The organism is Kitasatospora sp. NPDC004289 (assembly GCF_053602875.1).
Genome location: NZ_JBSGEL010000080.1, coordinates 19,156 through 33,785, shown reverse-complemented (window position 1 = coordinate 33,785; position 14,630 = coordinate 19,156). Strand labels below are relative to the sequence as shown.

Sequence of the window (14,630 nt, the reverse complement as noted above, 5' to 3'; positions counted from 1 at the left end):
ACCCCAACCGCACCCCCACCACCCCCGACCACCACACCACCGACCCCACCCACAACCCCGACCACGACCGCACCGCCCCCGAAGAAGCCGCCGGCCACTCGTCCGACGGCGAATCTCCACCGCCTCCGGAGTCGGAGAAAAACGACACCGATCGGCCCCGCAGGCCTGTCGGCGACCTCATCCCTGACGGGAGCGGGGGCAATCTGTCGGAGAGTCAGCTCAGAGATGGGTTGCAGCAGGCGCTCGACCGTGAGTACGGGGAATTCCGTGTGCAGGTGACGCAGGTTTTCCCAGGGCCCGACAATTTGGGTTGGGACGCGGATATCATCGATCGCGATGGAAACCGTGTCGGCCGCATGGAGCGCACCTTCCATCGGAACGACAACGGCGACCTGGTGGTCAAGCACGAGATCTTGAAGATTTTCTCTGCGGAGAATCAGGGGAAGGGTTTTGGGTCCGCTTTCAGCCGGGATCTGGAGAGCTGGTACCGTGACTCAGGTGTGAAGGAAATCCGGCTCACGGCGGGCAAGGAGAACGGTGGCTACACCTGGGCGCGTCGTGACTATCGGTGGGCGGACGAGAAGGCTGCCAAGCGGATCTTCGAGCGTCTCAAGGCCAAGCTCAGGGATGCAGACCCGCCGCCGACTGCCGAGGAGGCGGCGGCTGCCGCCGATATCATGAACCGCTCTCGCAGGCCCTTCGGGAGCGATGGGTATCCCACGCCTAACGAAATCGCCATGGTGGGAGCTGGGGGCGATGCTCCGTTCGGGCAGCGCGTTCTGGTAGGTAGCAGCTGGGAAGGAGTGAAGACGCTGTGAGAGGGATTCCGCCGGAGGACTCGCAGTCGGTTGACCCCGAGGTGATCGAGCGTCATCGGGCGACCTCGGAGTGGTACTACGAGTTCTGCGAGAAGTACGGGGTGGATGGACCCGAGTTCGCCACTCCGGAGCAGTCGGCAGAGTACGACCTTGGTATCAAGGCCATTTACGAACGTTTTCGGAGTGAGAAGACGCGCGCTCAGGATCGGCTCGTAGCCGAGTGGAGTGCAGAATTCTGCCAGAAGTATGGCCTGGCCAATCCCTGGATGGCTTCTGACGAGCAATTGGCCGAGTACGAGCGACGGCTCGACGAGATCTATGCTTCCGACCCAGGCGCGTCCTGAGCTTCCACTGTGCTTCGCCGGTCCACCATCATGGCGGACCGGCGGACCGCGTTTCCCGGAGCTGTCGGCGAGGTGCCCGTGCCCCTGGGGCGAAACCTGGAGAAAGGACCCGGGGGTCGTGAGTGCCGAGGCTGCACTGGTGATGGTGGAGCGGCTGGCGGCTGTGGACTGGGTGGCGTGGGAGCCGGCGTTCGAGCATGCCGAGGAGCGGGCCCGGTTGATGCGGGAGTACCTGCGGCGGGCGGCGCGCTGGGCGGAGGCCGTGGGCGGGACGGATGTGTGGCCGTTCTTCGATCTCGCCGGGTTGGTCGATCCTGGGGTGCAGGTGGAGGCCGGGGTGGCTGGGCAGTTGGCTGCGCTGGTCGAGCGGTTGGGAGAGGGGAGTGGCGGGGCGAGGATCTGCCGGGCGGCGGTGCGGTGGGCGTCGTTGGGGGAGGACGCCCGGTGCGCTGTGGGGCTGCCGGATCCGTATGAGCCCTTGGTGGCGATGGTGGAGCGCGGAGGCGGGGTCACCTTGGAGAACGGGATGATCGACTTCGTCACCACCCGGGTGCGGGTGCGGAGTTGGCGGGATCACCTTGGGTGAGGGCAGGGACTTCCGGGGCGTGGACTTCTACCGGGAGTGGCGGGAGGAGGAGGACTTCGCCGGGGCGGACCTGAGTGGGGCCTGCCTGGTGAGGGCCGAGATGGAGCGGGCAGTGAGTCGGGCCGCTGCCGTGGCCGCGCGGTTGATGGCGGTCGACTGGCGGGACGAGCGCGACCGGGCGGTGGCCGAGGCGGACAGCCGGGCGGTGCTGCTGCTGGAGTACTTCCGGCGGGCCGCGAACTGGGTGGAGTGGTGCGGTGGGACGGAGGACTGGCCGTTCGTCGATCTGGCGGAGCTGGTCGATCCCACGGTGGTGATCCCGGCGGAGGTCGCGGCGCCGTTCGAGGCCTACCTCCACGACAACGTCGGGCTGTTCAGCGCGAGTGAGATGTCCCGCGCGGCCGTGCGGTGGGCGGTGCTGACCGAGGTGTCGACCGTCCCGAGGCCGCCTCTGGAGGATCCGTACGAGCCGCTGATCCGGTGTTTCGAGCTGGGCGGTGGGCTCGCCACCGAGGGGCACTGGGTGGACCTGTGGATGATGATGATCCCCAAGCGGAAGCCGGCCGACTACGCGGGACCCGACCGAGTGACCCTGCTGCTGGACCGTCTGGCGGCGGTCGCGTGGAACGACGACCGGGCCGTGACGCGGCACGAGGGGTCGAGGGCCGCGCTGTTCGCCGAGTACCTGCGCAGGATGGGGAGTTGGGCGCTGGCGCACGAGGCCGGGCGGCCGTGGCCGACGCTGGATCCGGTGGAGTGCCTCGATCCGTCGGTGCGGGTGGACGAGCGGCACGCGGGGCACCTGGAGCGGATCGTGGAGGAGCAGTCGCTCGGGCCGCTGACGGCGCGGCTGTGCCGCAACGCCGTCCGCTGGGCGGAGTTGGGCAGGTGGCGGGCGGTGGGTGAGGAGGACCCGTTCGAGCCGTTGTTGCGGTGCTTCGAGCGGGGTGGGCAGCTCTTCACCGAGAACCGGGTGGCGTTGTTCGGCGCGGGAGGGGTGCCGTTCCGGACGGCGGCGGAGTGTGCGGGGTGGCGGCCGCTGGAGTCCCTGGAGGCGGGCCACCTGGACGCGTTGGACCGGGGCTGAGCCGTGGTGGTCAGTGCCGCCGGGCACCATCTCTCCTCTGCCGGTTGCCCGTTGCCCGTTGCCGGTTGCCCGTTGCCCGGGCCCGGCGACGCCGGCCCGGGCAACCACGGTCGTCACGATCCGGCGAGCGCGTTCCGGAGGGCCGGGGCGCAGCCTCGCCTACGGCTTCGCATCGAGGCGCACGAGCGCGCCGATCTCGACGAGTTGGTCCGGCAGCGCCAGGTCGGACACGCCCATGACCGTGCTGGCGGGCCGGTGCTCCCCGAAGTACTCGGAGTGGAGGCGGGCCGTCGCGTCGAAGTTCTCGCGCAGGTTCCGCACCAGCACCGTGGTCTCGACTATCTGGCCGCGCTCGGCGCCGAACTGCCGCAGGACCAGGTCCAGGTTCTCCAGCGCGGTGCGGACCTGCAGTTCGAAGTCGTCGGCGCCCACGAAAGTGCCCTCGCCGTCATGGGACAGCTGCCCCGAGACGTAGACCGTGTCGCCGACCCGAGTGGCCTGGCTGTATCCGTACAGCGACTCCCACGGCATGCCGAACCCGAACGCCTGCACCTGAGTACTCATGACCCGCTCCCTTGCCGCAGCTCGTGGGCCGTCCGTCGCGGACGGCCCCTCACGTGAAGAAGCTACGGATTCGCGCGGACCGTGGTTGCCCGACAGTGCCGCCGAAGTGTCCTCGGTGCGCACGGCCGGACGGGTGGGACCGGATGGTCGGCGAGGTGGCCGATTCTCCGTCAGATCGGCGCCCCGCCGCGGCACGGTAGGGTCCTGCGGATGGCTACCCCGTTGCTGGTCCGAGCCCTGACCGCCCCCGCCGAGCCGCCGTTGCGACCGCTGCCCGAGGAGGTGGCCGGGCTGCTGCTCGCCCTCGACGCCCCGCCGCGACTGGCGGCGCACCTGCGGGCGGTGCACGACGTGGCGTACCGCCTGCTGGAGTGGACGGGGGAGCACCACCCGGAGCTGGGGGTGGACCGGGAGGCGGTGCTGTTCGGGGCGGCGACGCACGACATCGGGAAGGTGCGGCACCCGGAGGAGCTGTCCGGGCCGGGCTCGCGGCACGAGGAGGCGGGGCGGGAGCTGCTGCTGGAGCACGGCACCGCCCCGGAGTTGGCGCGCTTCGCCGCCACCCACGCGAGCTGGACGGCACCCGGCACCACGGTGGAGGAGCTGCTGGTGAGCACCGCCGACAAGGTGTGGAAGAACAAGCGGGTGCCGGAGCTGGAGGACCTGCTGCTGGACCGGCTCGCCGAGGCGGCGGGCCGGGAGCGGTGGGAGGAGTACCTGGCCCTGGACGAGCTGCTCACCGCGCTCGGGGACGGCGCGGAGGAGCGGCTCGCGTTCCAGGGGGCGTTCCCGGTCTGACGCCTGGTCGAGGGCTCAGTGCGGGATGGCCGCGATCAGGTCGGAGGCGCCCTGGCGCTTGAGGGCGAGGGCGGTGGCGGTGCCGAGGTCCTCGGGGGTGAGGGAGCCGGCCCACTCGTGGGCGTCGAGGATCTGCTTGCCGTCGGGGGAGAAGACGCGGCCGCGCAGGGAGAGGCGGCCGTCCGGTTCGGCCTTGGCGTAGCCGGCGATGGGGGAGTTGCAGTGGCCCTGGAGGACGTGCAGGAACATCCGTTCCGCCGTCGCCTCGCGCCAGGTGTCGTGGTGGGCCAGGCCGCGCACGGTCTCGATGGTGCGTTCGTCGTCCTCGCGGCACTGGAGGGCGAGCACCCCGGCCCCGATCGGCGGGCACATCGTCTCGACGGACAGCACCTCGGTGATCCGGGCGGTCTCGCCGATCCGCTCCAGGCCGGAGACGGCGAGCAGCAGGGCGTCGTACGCGCCGGCTTCCAGCTTGGCGAGCCGGCTGTTGGCGTTGCCGCGGATCGGGAGGCACTCCAGGTGCGGGTGGGTGGCGGCGAGTTGGGCCACCCGGCGCACGGAGGAGGTGCCGATCCGGGCGCCGGGCGGGAGCTGGTCGAGGGTGAGGCCGGCCGGCTGGACGACGGCGTCGCGGATGTCGTCGCGGCGCAGGTAGGCGGCGAAGACCGTCCCGGCCGGCAGCGGACGGTCGGCCGGGACGTCCTTGAGGCAGTGCACGGCGAGGTCCGCCTCGCCGGCCAGCAGCGCGGCGTCGACCTCCTTGGTGAAGGCGCCCTTGCCGCCGAGCTGGGCCAGGTCACCCATCCAGCGGTCGCCCGAGGTGGTGACGGGCACCACCTCGGTGCGCAGGGCCGGGTGGAGGGCGGCCAGCTCGGCCTGGACCCGCTCGACCTGGGCGAGGGCCATCGGTGAGGAGCGGGAGACGATGCGGATCAACTCGGCTGCGGGCATGGAGGGATGATAGTCCGTCACGCTCGACCGGCTGTCCAGCCGCCGTCCAGCCGCCGTCCACCGGAGGCGGGCGGGCGCGGGGCCCCGTCAGAGCAGGACGGCCTGCCGGGCGGTGGCACCCGGGGCCTGCCGGACGAGGTCGAGGAAGGCCGAGACGGCGGGGGAGAGGCGGGCGCCCGCCGACCACAGGGCCTGGGCGTAGGTCTCGGCCCGGGGCAGCCAGGGCAGGACGGAGAGGCCCTGCCCGGCCAGGCCCGCGCCGCTGACCGCGCTCTCCGGGACCATGGCGACCCCGAGTCCGGCCTGGGCCATGCTGAGGGCGCCGCGGGTGGAGCCGGTCTCCATCACGGCCGGGTCGATGCCGTGCTCGCGGCGCAGGTGGTGGACGAGGGCCTCCTGGGAGGCGCAGTCCGGGTCGACCACCAGGACGCGTTCGATGGAGTCGGTGCTGGGCGGTGTGGTGGTGCCGTTCGGCTGCGGCTCGCCGACCGGGACCATCGGGACGCGGAACAGGGACTGGCGGCTGACCCCGGGCAGGCCGGTGGCCTCGTCGTCGGGGTCGGCGGTCAGGGTGAGGGCCACGTCCACCTCGCCCTCGGCGACGGCGCTCTCCACCTCGGTGGCGGTGAGCACCTTGGGCGAGATCCGGACCTCCGGGTAGCGGAAGCGGCACTGCCGGACCAGCTCGCCCATTTCGTACTCCATCAGGAGGGTGGTGGAGCCGACCACCACCCGGCCGGTGGCCTGGCCGCCGATCTTCATGGCCGAGTTGAGCTCGTCGAGCACGGAGAAGATCCGGGCGACGTAGTCGCGGGTGGTCTCGCCGGCCGGGGTGAGGCGGACCCCGTGGGGCAGGCGGTGGAAGAGCTGGGCTCCCAGCCGGCTCTCCAGGGACTGGATGTGGGTGGTGACGCTCGACTGCGAACAGCCGAGGTTCTTCGAGCTCCTGGTCAGACTGCCGGTCTTGGCGACGTCCCAGAAGGTTCTCAGCTGACGGACCGTGAAATCCACGTATGCCCCCCGACGGCACATGGCGACGTTGAGAATCTAATGGCTATGGTGCTCTCTAGACGTTAGATGGTGGCACGCGTGTTCGGGTTTCTCAAACCCCCGTCGGCCGGGGGGTGACGCACGGGTCGGGATTCTCCGTCAGTTACGCGCGAGTAGGGGCAACCAGAGGGGCGGTAGGTCAGTCACAGGGTTCGTGACGCGCATGATGACGGGCCGCTGAGCTGCGCGAGCTCACAGCTGAGCGGCCGTCAGGTGCGCCGTGCGTAACGCGGTGGGCCCGACCCTCGTCATCTGATCGCAACAGGGGCTTCTTACGGTGGAGCGCCAGGATCCGCCGGAGGAAGGGACGCAGCGTGGACGAGGGACGCGGCGTGGACCAGCGACGCAGTGTGGACCAGGTACGGACCGCCTGCTCGTACTGCGGGGTCGGCTGCGGCATCGTGCTCGACCTGGCCACCGGCCCCGACGGCCGGACCACGGCCGCCAAGGTCTCGGGCGACCGGGAGCACCCGGCCAACGCCGGACGCCTGTGCACCAAGGGCGCGACCCATGCCGAGCTGCTCGCCGCCCCCGGCCGGCTCTCCACCGCGCTGGTCCGGGCCGAGCGGGGCGCGCCGCCGGCTCCGCTGGACGTGGACGAGGCGATCGCCGAGACCGCCCGGCGGCTGCGCGCCGTGCTGGACGAGCACGGCCCCGACGCGCTCTCCCTCTACGTCTCCGGCCAGATGTCCATGGAGGCCCAGTACCTGGCGAACAAGCTGGCCAAGGGCTACTGGCGGACCAACAACATCGAGTCCAACTCGCGCCTCTGCATGGCCAGCGCGGGCAGCGGCTACAAGCTCTCGCTCGGCGCGGACGGCCCGCCCGGCTCGTACGAGGACCTGGACCGGGCCGACCTCTTCCTGGTGATCGGCTCCAACATGGCCGACTGCCACCCGATCCTCTTCCTGCGGATGATGGAGCGGGTCAAGGCCGGGGCGAAGCTGATCGTGGTGGACCCGCGCCGCACCCCGACCGCCGACAAGGCCGGCCTCTTCCTCCAGGTCCGCCCCGGCACCGACCTGGCCCTGCTGAACGGGCTGCTCCACCTGCTGGTCGAGAACGGCAGCACCGACCGGGCCTTCATCGACGCGCACACCGAGGGCTGGGAGGAGCTGCCCGCCTTCCTCGCCGACTACACCCCCGCCGCCGTCGCCGCGCTCACCGGCATCCCCGAGGCCGACCTGCGCACCGCCGCCGAGTGGATCGGCGCCGCGGGCGAGTGGACCAGCTGCTGGACCATGGGCCTCAACCAGTCCACCCACGGCACCTGGAACACCAACGCCCTGGTCAACCTGCACCTGGCCACCGGCGCGATCTGCCGCCCCGGCAGCGGCCCGTTCTCGCTCACCGGCCAGCCCAACGCGATGGGCGGCCGCGAGATGGGCTACATGGGCCCCGGCCTGCCCGGCCAGCGCTCCGTCCTGGTGCCCGAGGAGCGGGAGTTCACCGAGCGGGTCTGGGGGATCCCCGGGGGCAGCCTGCGCACCGAGGTGGGCAAGGGCACGGTCGAGATGTTCGAGCGGATGGCCGCGGGGGAGATCAAGGCCTGCTGGGTGATCTGCACCAACCCGGTGGCCTCGGTGGCCAACCGGGCCACCGTGATCCGGGGGCTGGAGGCGGCCGAACTGGTCGTCACCCAGGACGTCTTCGCCGAGACCGAGACCAACGCCTACGCCGACCTCACCCTCCCCGCCACCCTGTGGTCCGAGTCCGACGGCGTGCAGGTCAACTCCGAGCGCTGCCTGACCCTGATACCCGGCGTGCTGGACGCCCCCGGACAGGCGCTCCCCGACTGGAAGCTGATCGCCGAGGTGGCCCGCGCGATGGGCTACGCCGAGGGCTTCACCTACGCGAGTGCCGAGGAGGTCTACCAGGAGATCCAGCGGTTCTGGAACCCGGCCACCGGCTGGGACCTGCGCGGCGCCGACTACGAGCGGCTGCGCCGCACCCCCGTGCAGTGGCCGGCCGCGCCGGGCGGCCCGGAGCGCAACCCCGTCCGCTACCGCAACGACGGCGTCAGCCAGGCCCTGCTGGAGCGGCCGGACGGCAGCCGCCCCGCGCTGGTCTTCGCCACCCCGTCCGGCCGGGCCAGGTTCTTCGCCCGCCCGCACCTGCCGCCGGCCGAACTCCCGGACGCCGAGCACCCGTTCACCCTCACCACCGGCCGGGTCCAGCACCAGTGGCACACCCTCACCAAGACCGGCAAGGTGGCCAAGCTCAACAAGCTGGACCCGGGCTCCTTCGTCCAGGTCCACCCCGAGGACGCGGCCGAGCTGGGCATCGCGGAGGGCGACCAGGTGGAGGTGGCCTCGCGCCGCGGCCGCGCGGTGCTCCCGGCCCGGGTCACCGACCGGGTCCTGCCCGGCACCTGCTTCGCACCGTTCCACTGGAACGACCTGTTCGGCGAGTACCTGAGCGTCAACGCCGTCACCAACGACGCCGTCGACCCGGTCTCCTTCCAGCCCGAGTTCAAGGCCTGCGCGGTGCGGCTCACCAAGGTCGCGACGGCCCCGGCCGCCCTCCCCGTGCTCGACATCCCCGCCGAACTCCCCATCACCGTCCCGCTGTTGGCGGCTGCCCTGGGCCTCGGCGAGCTGACCCCGCCGGTGCTGGCGGCGGAGGAGCGCAGCTACCTCGCCGGGTACCTGGCCGGGATCACCGCCGCCCCGCCGGAGAGCGGGGTGCCGGTGCTGCCCGCGCAGGCGCCGCTCGCCCCCGCCACCGCCCGGTGGGTGGACGGCCTGCTGGCCGGGATGTACTCGCGCACCCCGCCGCCCGCGGACGGCGGGCCGCAGGTGCTGGTGCTCTGGGCGTCCCAGACCGGCACCGCGGAGGAGGCCGCCGCCGCCGTCGCGGCCCGGCTCACCGCGGCCGGCCGGTCGGCCAGGCTGCTCGCCATGGCCGACTGCACGCCCGCCGAACTCGCCCGGGGCGCCGATCTGTTGGTGGTCAGCAGCACCTTCGGCGACGGCGAGGCCCCGGACAACGGCGCGGCCTTCTGGCAGTGGCTCAGCGCCGAGGACGCACCCCGGCTGGAGGGCACCCGCTACGCGGTGCTGGCCTTCGGCGACCCGAGCTACGCCGACTTCTGCGGCCACGGCCGCCGCCTGGACGAGCGCCTGGCCGAGCTGGGCGCCGAGCGGGTGCTGCCGCGCACCGACTGCGAGCCCGGGCAGGAGCAGCGCGCCGCCGACTGGTCCGCCCGGGCCGCGGAGGCGCTGGCCGTCGCCCCGCCGGCCGCGCCGAAGGCCTCGAAGCGCCGCGAGCACCAGGCCACGCTGACCGGCAACCGGCTGCTCAGCCTGCCCGGAGCCGCCAAGGAGATCCGCCGCTTCACCTTCGAGCTCGGCGAGGACGGCCCCGAGTACGAGGCGGGCGACGCGCTGGGCGTCCGCCCGGTCAACTGCCCCTCCCTGGTGGAGGAGTGGCTCACCCTGACCGGCCACCACCCGGACACCGCCGTCACGGTGGACGGCCTCGGCGAGCTCCCCTTCGCCGAGGCGCTCACCCGCCACCTGGACATCACCCGGCTCACCCCCGACCTGCTCCGGCTGGCCGCCGAGCGGACCAGGGACCGCGAACTGCGTGCCCTGCTCCGCCCGGACAACAAGGACGGCCTGGCGCAGTGGAGTTGGGGCCGCCAGGCGGTGGACCTGCTGGCCGAGCACCCGCTCAAGCTGAGCGCCCAGGAGTGGGCCGAGGCGCTGCGGAGGCTCCAGCCCCGCCTCTACTCCATCTCCTCCAGCCCGCTCACCGAGCCCCGCCGGCCCAGCATCACCGTCTCGGTGCTGCGCTACGAGGGCCCGCGCGGCCAGCAGCGCAAGGGCGTGGCCTCCACCTTCCTGGCGGACGCCGCACCGGACCTCCCGGTCCCGGTCTTCGTCCAGCGCTCCCCGCACTTCCGCCCGCCCGCCGACCCCTCCGCCAAGACCGTGATGATCGGCCCCGGCACCGGGGTGGCCCCCTTCCTCGGCTTCCTGGAGCACCGCCGTGCGCTGGGCCACCTGGGCTCCAACTGGCTGTTCTTCGGAGAGCAGCGCCGCGCCACCGACTTCTACTACCGCGACGAGCTGGACGAGCTCTACCGCTCCGGCACCCTCTCCCGCCTCGACCTCGCCTTCTCCCGCGACCAGCGCGCCAAGGTCTACGTCCAGGACCGGATGCGCGAGCACGGAGCCCAGCTCTGGCGCTGGCTCCAGGACGGCGCCCACCTCTACGTCTGCGGCGACGCCACCCGGATGGCCAAGGACGTGGACCGCGCCCTGCGCGAGATCGCCGTCACCCACGGCGGCCTCACCGAGGAGGAGGCCGAGGTCCACCTCAAGCAGCTGGCCGCCGACCGCCGCTACGCCCGGGACGTGTACTAGAGCCTGTCAGACAGGTTCTGGACGCGCACCGGAGGTCTACCGCTCCGTCCGGCGCCGCCGGACCACGACCGCCAGGTCCACCGCCGCCAGCAGGGTGAGCACCCCGCAGACGATCGCGAAGGTGCGCAGGCTGGTGTCGCTGGGCACGTCGGCGGGGCCGTTCACCGCCGCCCAGACCGCGAAGCCGGCCGTCATCAGGGCGAAGAGGGGGGTGAAGAGGACGGAGAGCAGGAAGCGGAGCCTGAGGTCGCTGCGGGCCGTCATCGGCTCGGTGCCGCTGCGCCAGTCGTGGGGAGTCCTGGTCGGTCGCATCGCCGCACCACCTCCTGGGCCTACGATCGGCATGTACCCACGAGGGGAGAGGGGTAACGGCGATGGACGAGGACGAGTACCTGGGGCTGACCGCGGAGCGGGCGCGGCTCCTGGCCGCCGAGCGCGGCTGGTCGGCGGTGCGGGTGCTGGAGCCGGGGGCGCTGATCACGCTGGAGTACCGGGAGGACCGGCTCAACCTCCAGGTGCGGGACGGCCTGGTGGAGCGCTGCTGGCAGGGCTGAGCGTGCCCGGGGCGGCGCGGACGGGGGCGGCCCGCCAGAGGCCGGTGATCCTGCGGTCGACGGCGGTGACCAGCGGCTCGCCGGCCGGCAGGGCGAGCAGCACCAGGGCTCCCGCGGCCCACCCGGCGAGCACGTCCGAGAACCAGTGGGTGCCCAGGTAGACGGTGGTGAGGCCGACCGATGCGGCGACCAGTGCGACCAGTGCCGTGCCGGTCCGCCGCCAGCGCACCGCCAGGTAGGCCAGCACGCCCCAGGTGACCACCGAGTTGGCGGTGTGCCCGGAGGGGAAGATGGTGCCGCCGAGGAAGAGCTCGGGGTCGTCGAGGTAGTGCGCGTAGTGCGGGCCGAGGCGGCCGGTGAGGATCTTCACGCTGCCCACCGTGACGTTGAGCAGCAGCAGGGCCCCGACCATCACCAGCAGGGGCCGCACCGTGCGCTGCCTGACGCTCCGCCAGCCCAGCCAGAGGCAGGCGGCGATGGCGGAGGGCCCGCGCTGGCCGACCACCACCCAGAGGTCGAGGAAGTCCAGCACCTGCGGCCAGCGCTTGTACGGGCGCAGCTGCTTGAGCCACCAGTCCAGGTGCACCAGTGAGGTGTCGAACACCACCGCCAGCACGATCAGCAGGTAGGCCAGCCCGACCAGCACGGTGAGCGCCCGGTGGCCCCGGCTCATCGGGAACGGCGGGCTGACGGATCGTCGGGAAGCGGTCGGCACAAGCCAGACACTACCCGGACAGAAACGGACATTACGTCAGCCCGGAGCCGGGACGGCCGCTTCCGCAGGGTGGGGGTCCCGCGGAAACGGCCGTCGTACCGGGCCCGAACGCGGGCCGTCCCGCAGGTGTCGGCCGACTTGTTCAGACACCAGTTGCAGAGGAACTTAGCAGCCGCCCAGGGCCCGTGGTCACTCGATTCGGTCTCGATTTCCCGGCGCGGCCGGTCCGCCGGAAGCCCCCGGGCCCCGCACGGTGTGCGGGGCCCGGGGGCTTCGTCCGACGCTGCGGCGCGGGCTGCAGTATGTAAGGAGTGGTCAGGGGGTGAGCCGCTCTACCGCGGCCGCCCCCTCCAGCTCCAGCTGGCGCCGGGCGCGCTCGATCAGCGCGGGGGTGGGGGTCCGGCCCGAGGCCATCACCAGGTCCTCGGGGTCGACCGGGTGCTCGGCGCCGGTGTGCAGCAGCCGGTCGGGCGTGGGCATGGAGTCGGCGTCGTCCGCGGGGTTCATCATCGTGCTGCCTCCAGGGTCCTCGGGGGGTGCGCACCGGCACCCGTGCCCCGAGTCTGCCCCCGCCGCCGCGGCCCCGCGAGCGGACGCTCCGTCAGTCCAGCGGGCCGCCCGCCACGTAGATGACCTGGCCCGAGACGAAGCCGGCCGCCTCGGCCGCGAGGAAGGAGATGGTGTTGGCCACGTCCTCCGGCAGGCCGACCCGGGCGACCGGGATCTGGGTGGCGGCGGCCGCCTTGAAGGCCTCGAACTCCATGCCGACCCGGGCCGCGGTGGCGGCGGTCATCTCGGTGGCGATGAAGCCGGGGGCGACCGCGTTGGCGGTGATGCCGAACTTGCCGAGCTCGATCGCCAGGGTCTTGGTGAAGCCCTGCATGCCGGCCTTGGCGGCGGAGTAGTTGGCCTGGCCGCGATTGCCCTGGGCGGAGGAGGAGGAGAGGTTGACGATCCGGCCGAAGCCGGCGTCCACCATGTGCTTCTGGCAGGCCCGGGACATCAGGAAGGCGCCCTTGAGGTGCACGTCCATCACGGTGTCCCAGTCCGACTCGGACATCTTGAAGAGCAGGTTGTCGCGCAGCACGCCGGCGTTGTTGACCAGCACCACCGGGGCGCCGAGCTCGGTGGCGATCCGCTCCACGGCGGCGGCCACCTGGGCCGCGTCCGAGACGTCCGCGCCGACCGCCAGGGCCCGGCCGCCGGCCGCGGTGATCCGCTCGGCGGTCTCCTTCCCGGCCTCCTCGGTCAGGTCCACCACCGCGACCGCGTAGCCGTCGGCGGCCAGCCGCTCGGCCGTGGCCGCGCCGATCCCGCGCGCGGCTCCGGTGACCACCGCGACGCGGGGGGTGCTCTGCTCGGTCATGTTCGTACTCGTCTCTCTCTCGGGGGTGACGGGAGAACGCCATCGGTGCCGCCGAACGTTCGGACGGGCGCCGCGGGCGCTAGATTACCGACCGGTAGGAATGCTGACCAGGGGGCAGAGCCGCAGGTGACGCAGGGTGAGGATGGCTCATGTTCGGAGCCGTGGAGGCCGGGTCGACGTGGACGCGACACCTGGCGGAAATATGCCAACTCCGCCGAACAAACATCTACTCTTGGCCCCCGCCTGCCAGTTCTGGCCGACCGTTTGTATAGTGTGCGCCAGCAGCCACCGGCTGCACGGCTGGCGCGCTCACCCTCACAGCGGGTCGCTCACTCGCCGTTACTGCCCGCCCGGGTGTCCCACACACACCGGGTGTGACATCGGGACGGATTTCATGGTGCTGGGGGAGATCCCGACAACCCGCGTGCCCGGCCGACTTCAGCAGTCGCCCGGTCACCTCATCCGCGTGGCCCAGCAGGTGCACACCCGCCTCTGGTCCGAGCATGTCGGCAACGAGTTGACGGCGCCTCAGTTCGCCGTGCTGCTCGTGCTGGCGCTCGAACCGGGAGCGGACCAGCGCACCGTCGGCGAGCGGGCCTCGCTCGACAAGGCCACGATGGCCGAGATGGTCGCCCGGCTGGTCCGGCGCGGCCTGGTCCTGCGCCGCCGCGATCCTGCGGACGGCCGGCGCAAGCTGCTGGCGCTCTCGCAGAACGGCGCCCAGGTGGTCCGTGAGGCCACCGGCGGCGTGGTCCGGGTCCAGCGGACCCTGTTCGAGCCGCTCACCCCTGAGGAGCAGCTCGAACTGGTCCGGGTGATGGCCCGCATCGCCCGTCTGGAGCCCGCCGCGGTGGCGGCGATGACCGACGCCAGGCCCCTGCTGGACGCGCAGCGTGCCGTCGGCTACCTCATCCGGGTGGCGCAGCAGGTGCACACCAAGCTCTGGTCCGACCAGGTCGGCTCCGACCTGACGGCGCCCCAGTACGCGGTGCTGGACGCGCTGGAGACCGAGCCGGGCGCCGACCAGCGCACCGTCGGCGAGCTGGCCTCGTTGGACAAGGCGACCATGGCCGAGATGGTCAGCCGACTGGTCCGGCGCGGTCTGGTGCTCCGCCGCCGCGACCCGCTGGACGGGCGCCGCAACCTGCTCTCGCTCTCCCCGGCCGGTCAGGAGCTGCTCCACCGCTCCTCGGCGGGGGTGCGCGCGGTGCAGGAACTGCTGCTCGCCCCGCTGGAACCGCACGAGCACGCGCCCGCCATGGTGCTGCTGGCCAAGGCGGCCCGGCTGTAACGATTCATCAGGCTCCAAGGACCTGGCAGGAACGATTTTGCCCAGATTTTTCCGGAGCGCCTGACCGGCCGGCCACCACCCTTTCCGCAGAGGGTGGTGGCCGGCCGGTTTCGGTCCGTCGCCGGGCCGGTGCCGC

At 72.3% G+C, this 14,630-nt stretch carries 15 protein-coding genes; 8 read left to right on the top strand and 7 right to left on the bottom strand.

What is annotated here, in order from left to right; all coding sequences use genetic code 11:
- From ACWEPF_RS34260 to ACWEPF_RS34245, 4 genes are all read left to right on the top strand, one after another.
- A partial coding sequence (locus ACWEPF_RS34260) for a hypothetical protein (RefSeq protein ID WP_452175660.1) occupies positions 1-818 on the top strand: 818 nt, incomplete at its 5' end.
- Positions 815-1,162, top strand: coding sequence for a hypothetical protein (locus ACWEPF_RS34255; protein WP_452175659.1), 348 nt, complete (start codon positions 815-817; stop codon positions 1,160-1,162). The genes ACWEPF_RS34260 and ACWEPF_RS34255, both read left to right, overlap by 4 nt.
- A 118-nt stretch (positions 1,163-1,280) precedes the next feature.
- Positions 1,281-1,748, top strand: a complete 468-nt coding sequence (locus tag ACWEPF_RS34250; protein ID WP_452175658.1) for a hypothetical protein — start codon at positions 1,281-1,283, stop codon at positions 1,746-1,748.
- Positions 1,741-2,835 carry a hypothetical protein gene (locus tag ACWEPF_RS34245; protein WP_452175657.1) on the top strand — a complete coding sequence of 365 codons (1,095 nt, stop codon included), beginning with the start codon at positions 1,741-1,743 and terminating at the stop codon, positions 2,833-2,835. Before ACWEPF_RS34250 ends, ACWEPF_RS34245 begins: the two co-directional genes overlap by 8 nt.
- A 159-nt stretch (positions 2,836-2,994) precedes the next feature.
- On the opposite strand, the gene ACWEPF_RS34240 is transcribed toward ACWEPF_RS34245, so the two are convergent.
- The gene (locus tag ACWEPF_RS34240; protein WP_345280778.1) at positions 2,995-3,399 is read right to left on the bottom strand and encodes a Rid family hydrolase; all 405 of its coding nucleotides are present in this window, start codon (positions 3,397-3,399) and stop codon (positions 2,995-2,997) included.
- Between the two features lie 210 nt (positions 3,400-3,609).
- On the opposite strand from ACWEPF_RS34240, the gene ACWEPF_RS34235 reads away from it, so the two are divergent.
- Positions 3,610-4,197, top strand: coding sequence for an HD domain-containing protein (locus tag ACWEPF_RS34235; RefSeq protein WP_345280776.1), 588 nt, complete (start codon positions 3,610-3,612; stop codon positions 4,195-4,197).
- 15 nt (positions 4,198-4,212) lie between these two features.
- Here ACWEPF_RS34235 and hemC read toward each other — a convergent pair whose 3' ends face one another.
- Positions 4,213-5,148 (bottom strand): hydroxymethylbilane synthase, encoded by a 936-nt coding sequence (hemC, locus tag ACWEPF_RS34230; RefSeq protein ID WP_452175656.1) that lies wholly within the window; start codon positions 5,146-5,148, stop codon positions 4,213-4,215.
- An 87-nt stretch (positions 5,149-5,235) separates the two neighbouring features.
- Positions 5,236-6,159 (bottom strand): LysR family transcriptional regulator, encoded by a 924-nt coding sequence (locus ACWEPF_RS34225; RefSeq protein ID WP_345280772.1) that lies wholly within the window; start codon positions 6,157-6,159, stop codon positions 5,236-5,238.
- A gap of 353 nt (positions 6,160-6,512) precedes the next feature.
- On the opposite strand from ACWEPF_RS34225, the gene ACWEPF_RS34220 reads away from it, so the two are divergent.
- A complete protein-coding gene (locus ACWEPF_RS34220) occupies positions 6,513-10,568 on the top strand; it encodes a molybdopterin-dependent oxidoreductase (protein WP_452175655.1) in 4,056 nt (1,351 codons plus the stop codon).
- Positions 10,569-10,604: 36 nt separating this feature from the next.
- On the opposite strand, the gene ACWEPF_RS34215 is transcribed toward ACWEPF_RS34220, so the two are convergent.
- Positions 10,605-10,880: a DUF6343 family protein gene (locus ACWEPF_RS34215; RefSeq protein ID WP_449798024.1), complete on the bottom strand. Its 276-nt coding sequence runs from the start codon at positions 10,878-10,880 to the stop codon at positions 10,605-10,607.
- 62 nt (positions 10,881-10,942) lie between these two features.
- On the opposite strand from ACWEPF_RS34215, the gene ACWEPF_RS34210 reads away from it, so the two are divergent.
- On the top strand, positions 10,943-11,122 hold the full coding sequence (locus ACWEPF_RS34210; RefSeq protein WP_345280766.1) for an I78 family peptidase inhibitor: 180 nt from the start codon (positions 10,943-10,945) through the stop codon (positions 11,120-11,122).
- On the opposite strand, the gene ACWEPF_RS34205 is transcribed toward ACWEPF_RS34210, so the two are convergent.
- The 3 genes from ACWEPF_RS34205 to fabG all read right to left on the bottom strand — a co-directional run bounded on the left by ACWEPF_RS34205 (position 11,073) and on the right by fabG (position 13,203).
- A complete protein-coding gene (locus ACWEPF_RS34205) occupies positions 11,073-11,837 on the bottom strand; it encodes a phosphatase PAP2 family protein (RefSeq protein WP_452175654.1) in 765 nt (254 codons plus the stop codon). The two genes, ACWEPF_RS34210 and ACWEPF_RS34205, sit on opposite strands and share 50 nt — an antisense overlap.
- Before the next feature lie 315 nt (positions 11,838-12,152).
- Positions 12,153-12,347, bottom strand: a complete 195-nt coding sequence (locus ACWEPF_RS34200) for a hypothetical protein (protein WP_380149869.1) — start codon at positions 12,345-12,347, stop codon at positions 12,153-12,155.
- A 91-nt stretch (positions 12,348-12,438) separates the two neighbouring features.
- Positions 12,439-13,203 (bottom strand): 3-oxoacyl-ACP reductase FabG, encoded by a 765-nt coding sequence (gene fabG, locus ACWEPF_RS34195; RefSeq protein ID WP_345280762.1) that lies wholly within the window; start codon positions 13,201-13,203, stop codon positions 12,439-12,441.
- A 466-nt stretch (positions 13,204-13,669) separates the two neighbouring features.
- Between fabG and ACWEPF_RS34190 the strand changes: the two genes are divergently transcribed.
- Positions 13,670-14,494 (top strand): MarR family winged helix-turn-helix transcriptional regulator, encoded by an 825-nt coding sequence (locus ACWEPF_RS34190; protein WP_345280760.1) that lies wholly within the window; start codon positions 13,670-13,672, stop codon positions 14,492-14,494.
- Positions 14,495-14,630: the final 136 nt, after the last annotated feature.

What these genes read in the sequence shown, in the direction of transcription:
- ACWEPF_RS34200 (WP_380149869.1), bottom strand. Translation starts at nt 12,347, where the DNA reads ATGATGAACCCCGCGGACGACGCCGACTCCATGCCCACGCCCGACCGG.
- ACWEPF_RS34210 (WP_345280766.1), top strand. Translation starts at nt 10,943, where the DNA reads ATGGACGAGGACGAGTACCTGGGGCTGACCGCGGAGCGGGCGCGGCTC.
- hemC (WP_452175656.1), bottom strand. Translation starts at nt 5,148, where the DNA reads ATGCCCGCAGCCGAGTTGATCCGCATCGTCTCCCGCTCCTCACCGATG.
- ACWEPF_RS34235 (WP_345280776.1), top strand. Translation starts at nt 3,610, where the DNA reads ATGGCTACCCCGTTGCTGGTCCGAGCCCTGACCGCCCCCGCCGAGCCG.
- ACWEPF_RS34215 (WP_449798024.1), bottom strand. Translation starts at nt 10,880, where the DNA reads ATGCGACCGACCAGGACTCCCCACGACTGGCGCAGCGGCACCGAGCCG.
- ACWEPF_RS34240 (WP_345280778.1), bottom strand. Translation starts at nt 3,399, where the DNA reads ATGAGTACTCAGGTGCAGGCGTTCGGGTTCGGCATGCCGTGGGAGTCG.
- fabG (WP_345280762.1), bottom strand. Translation starts at nt 13,203, where the DNA reads ATGACCGAGCAGAGCACCCCCCGCGTCGCGGTGGTCACCGGAGCCGCG.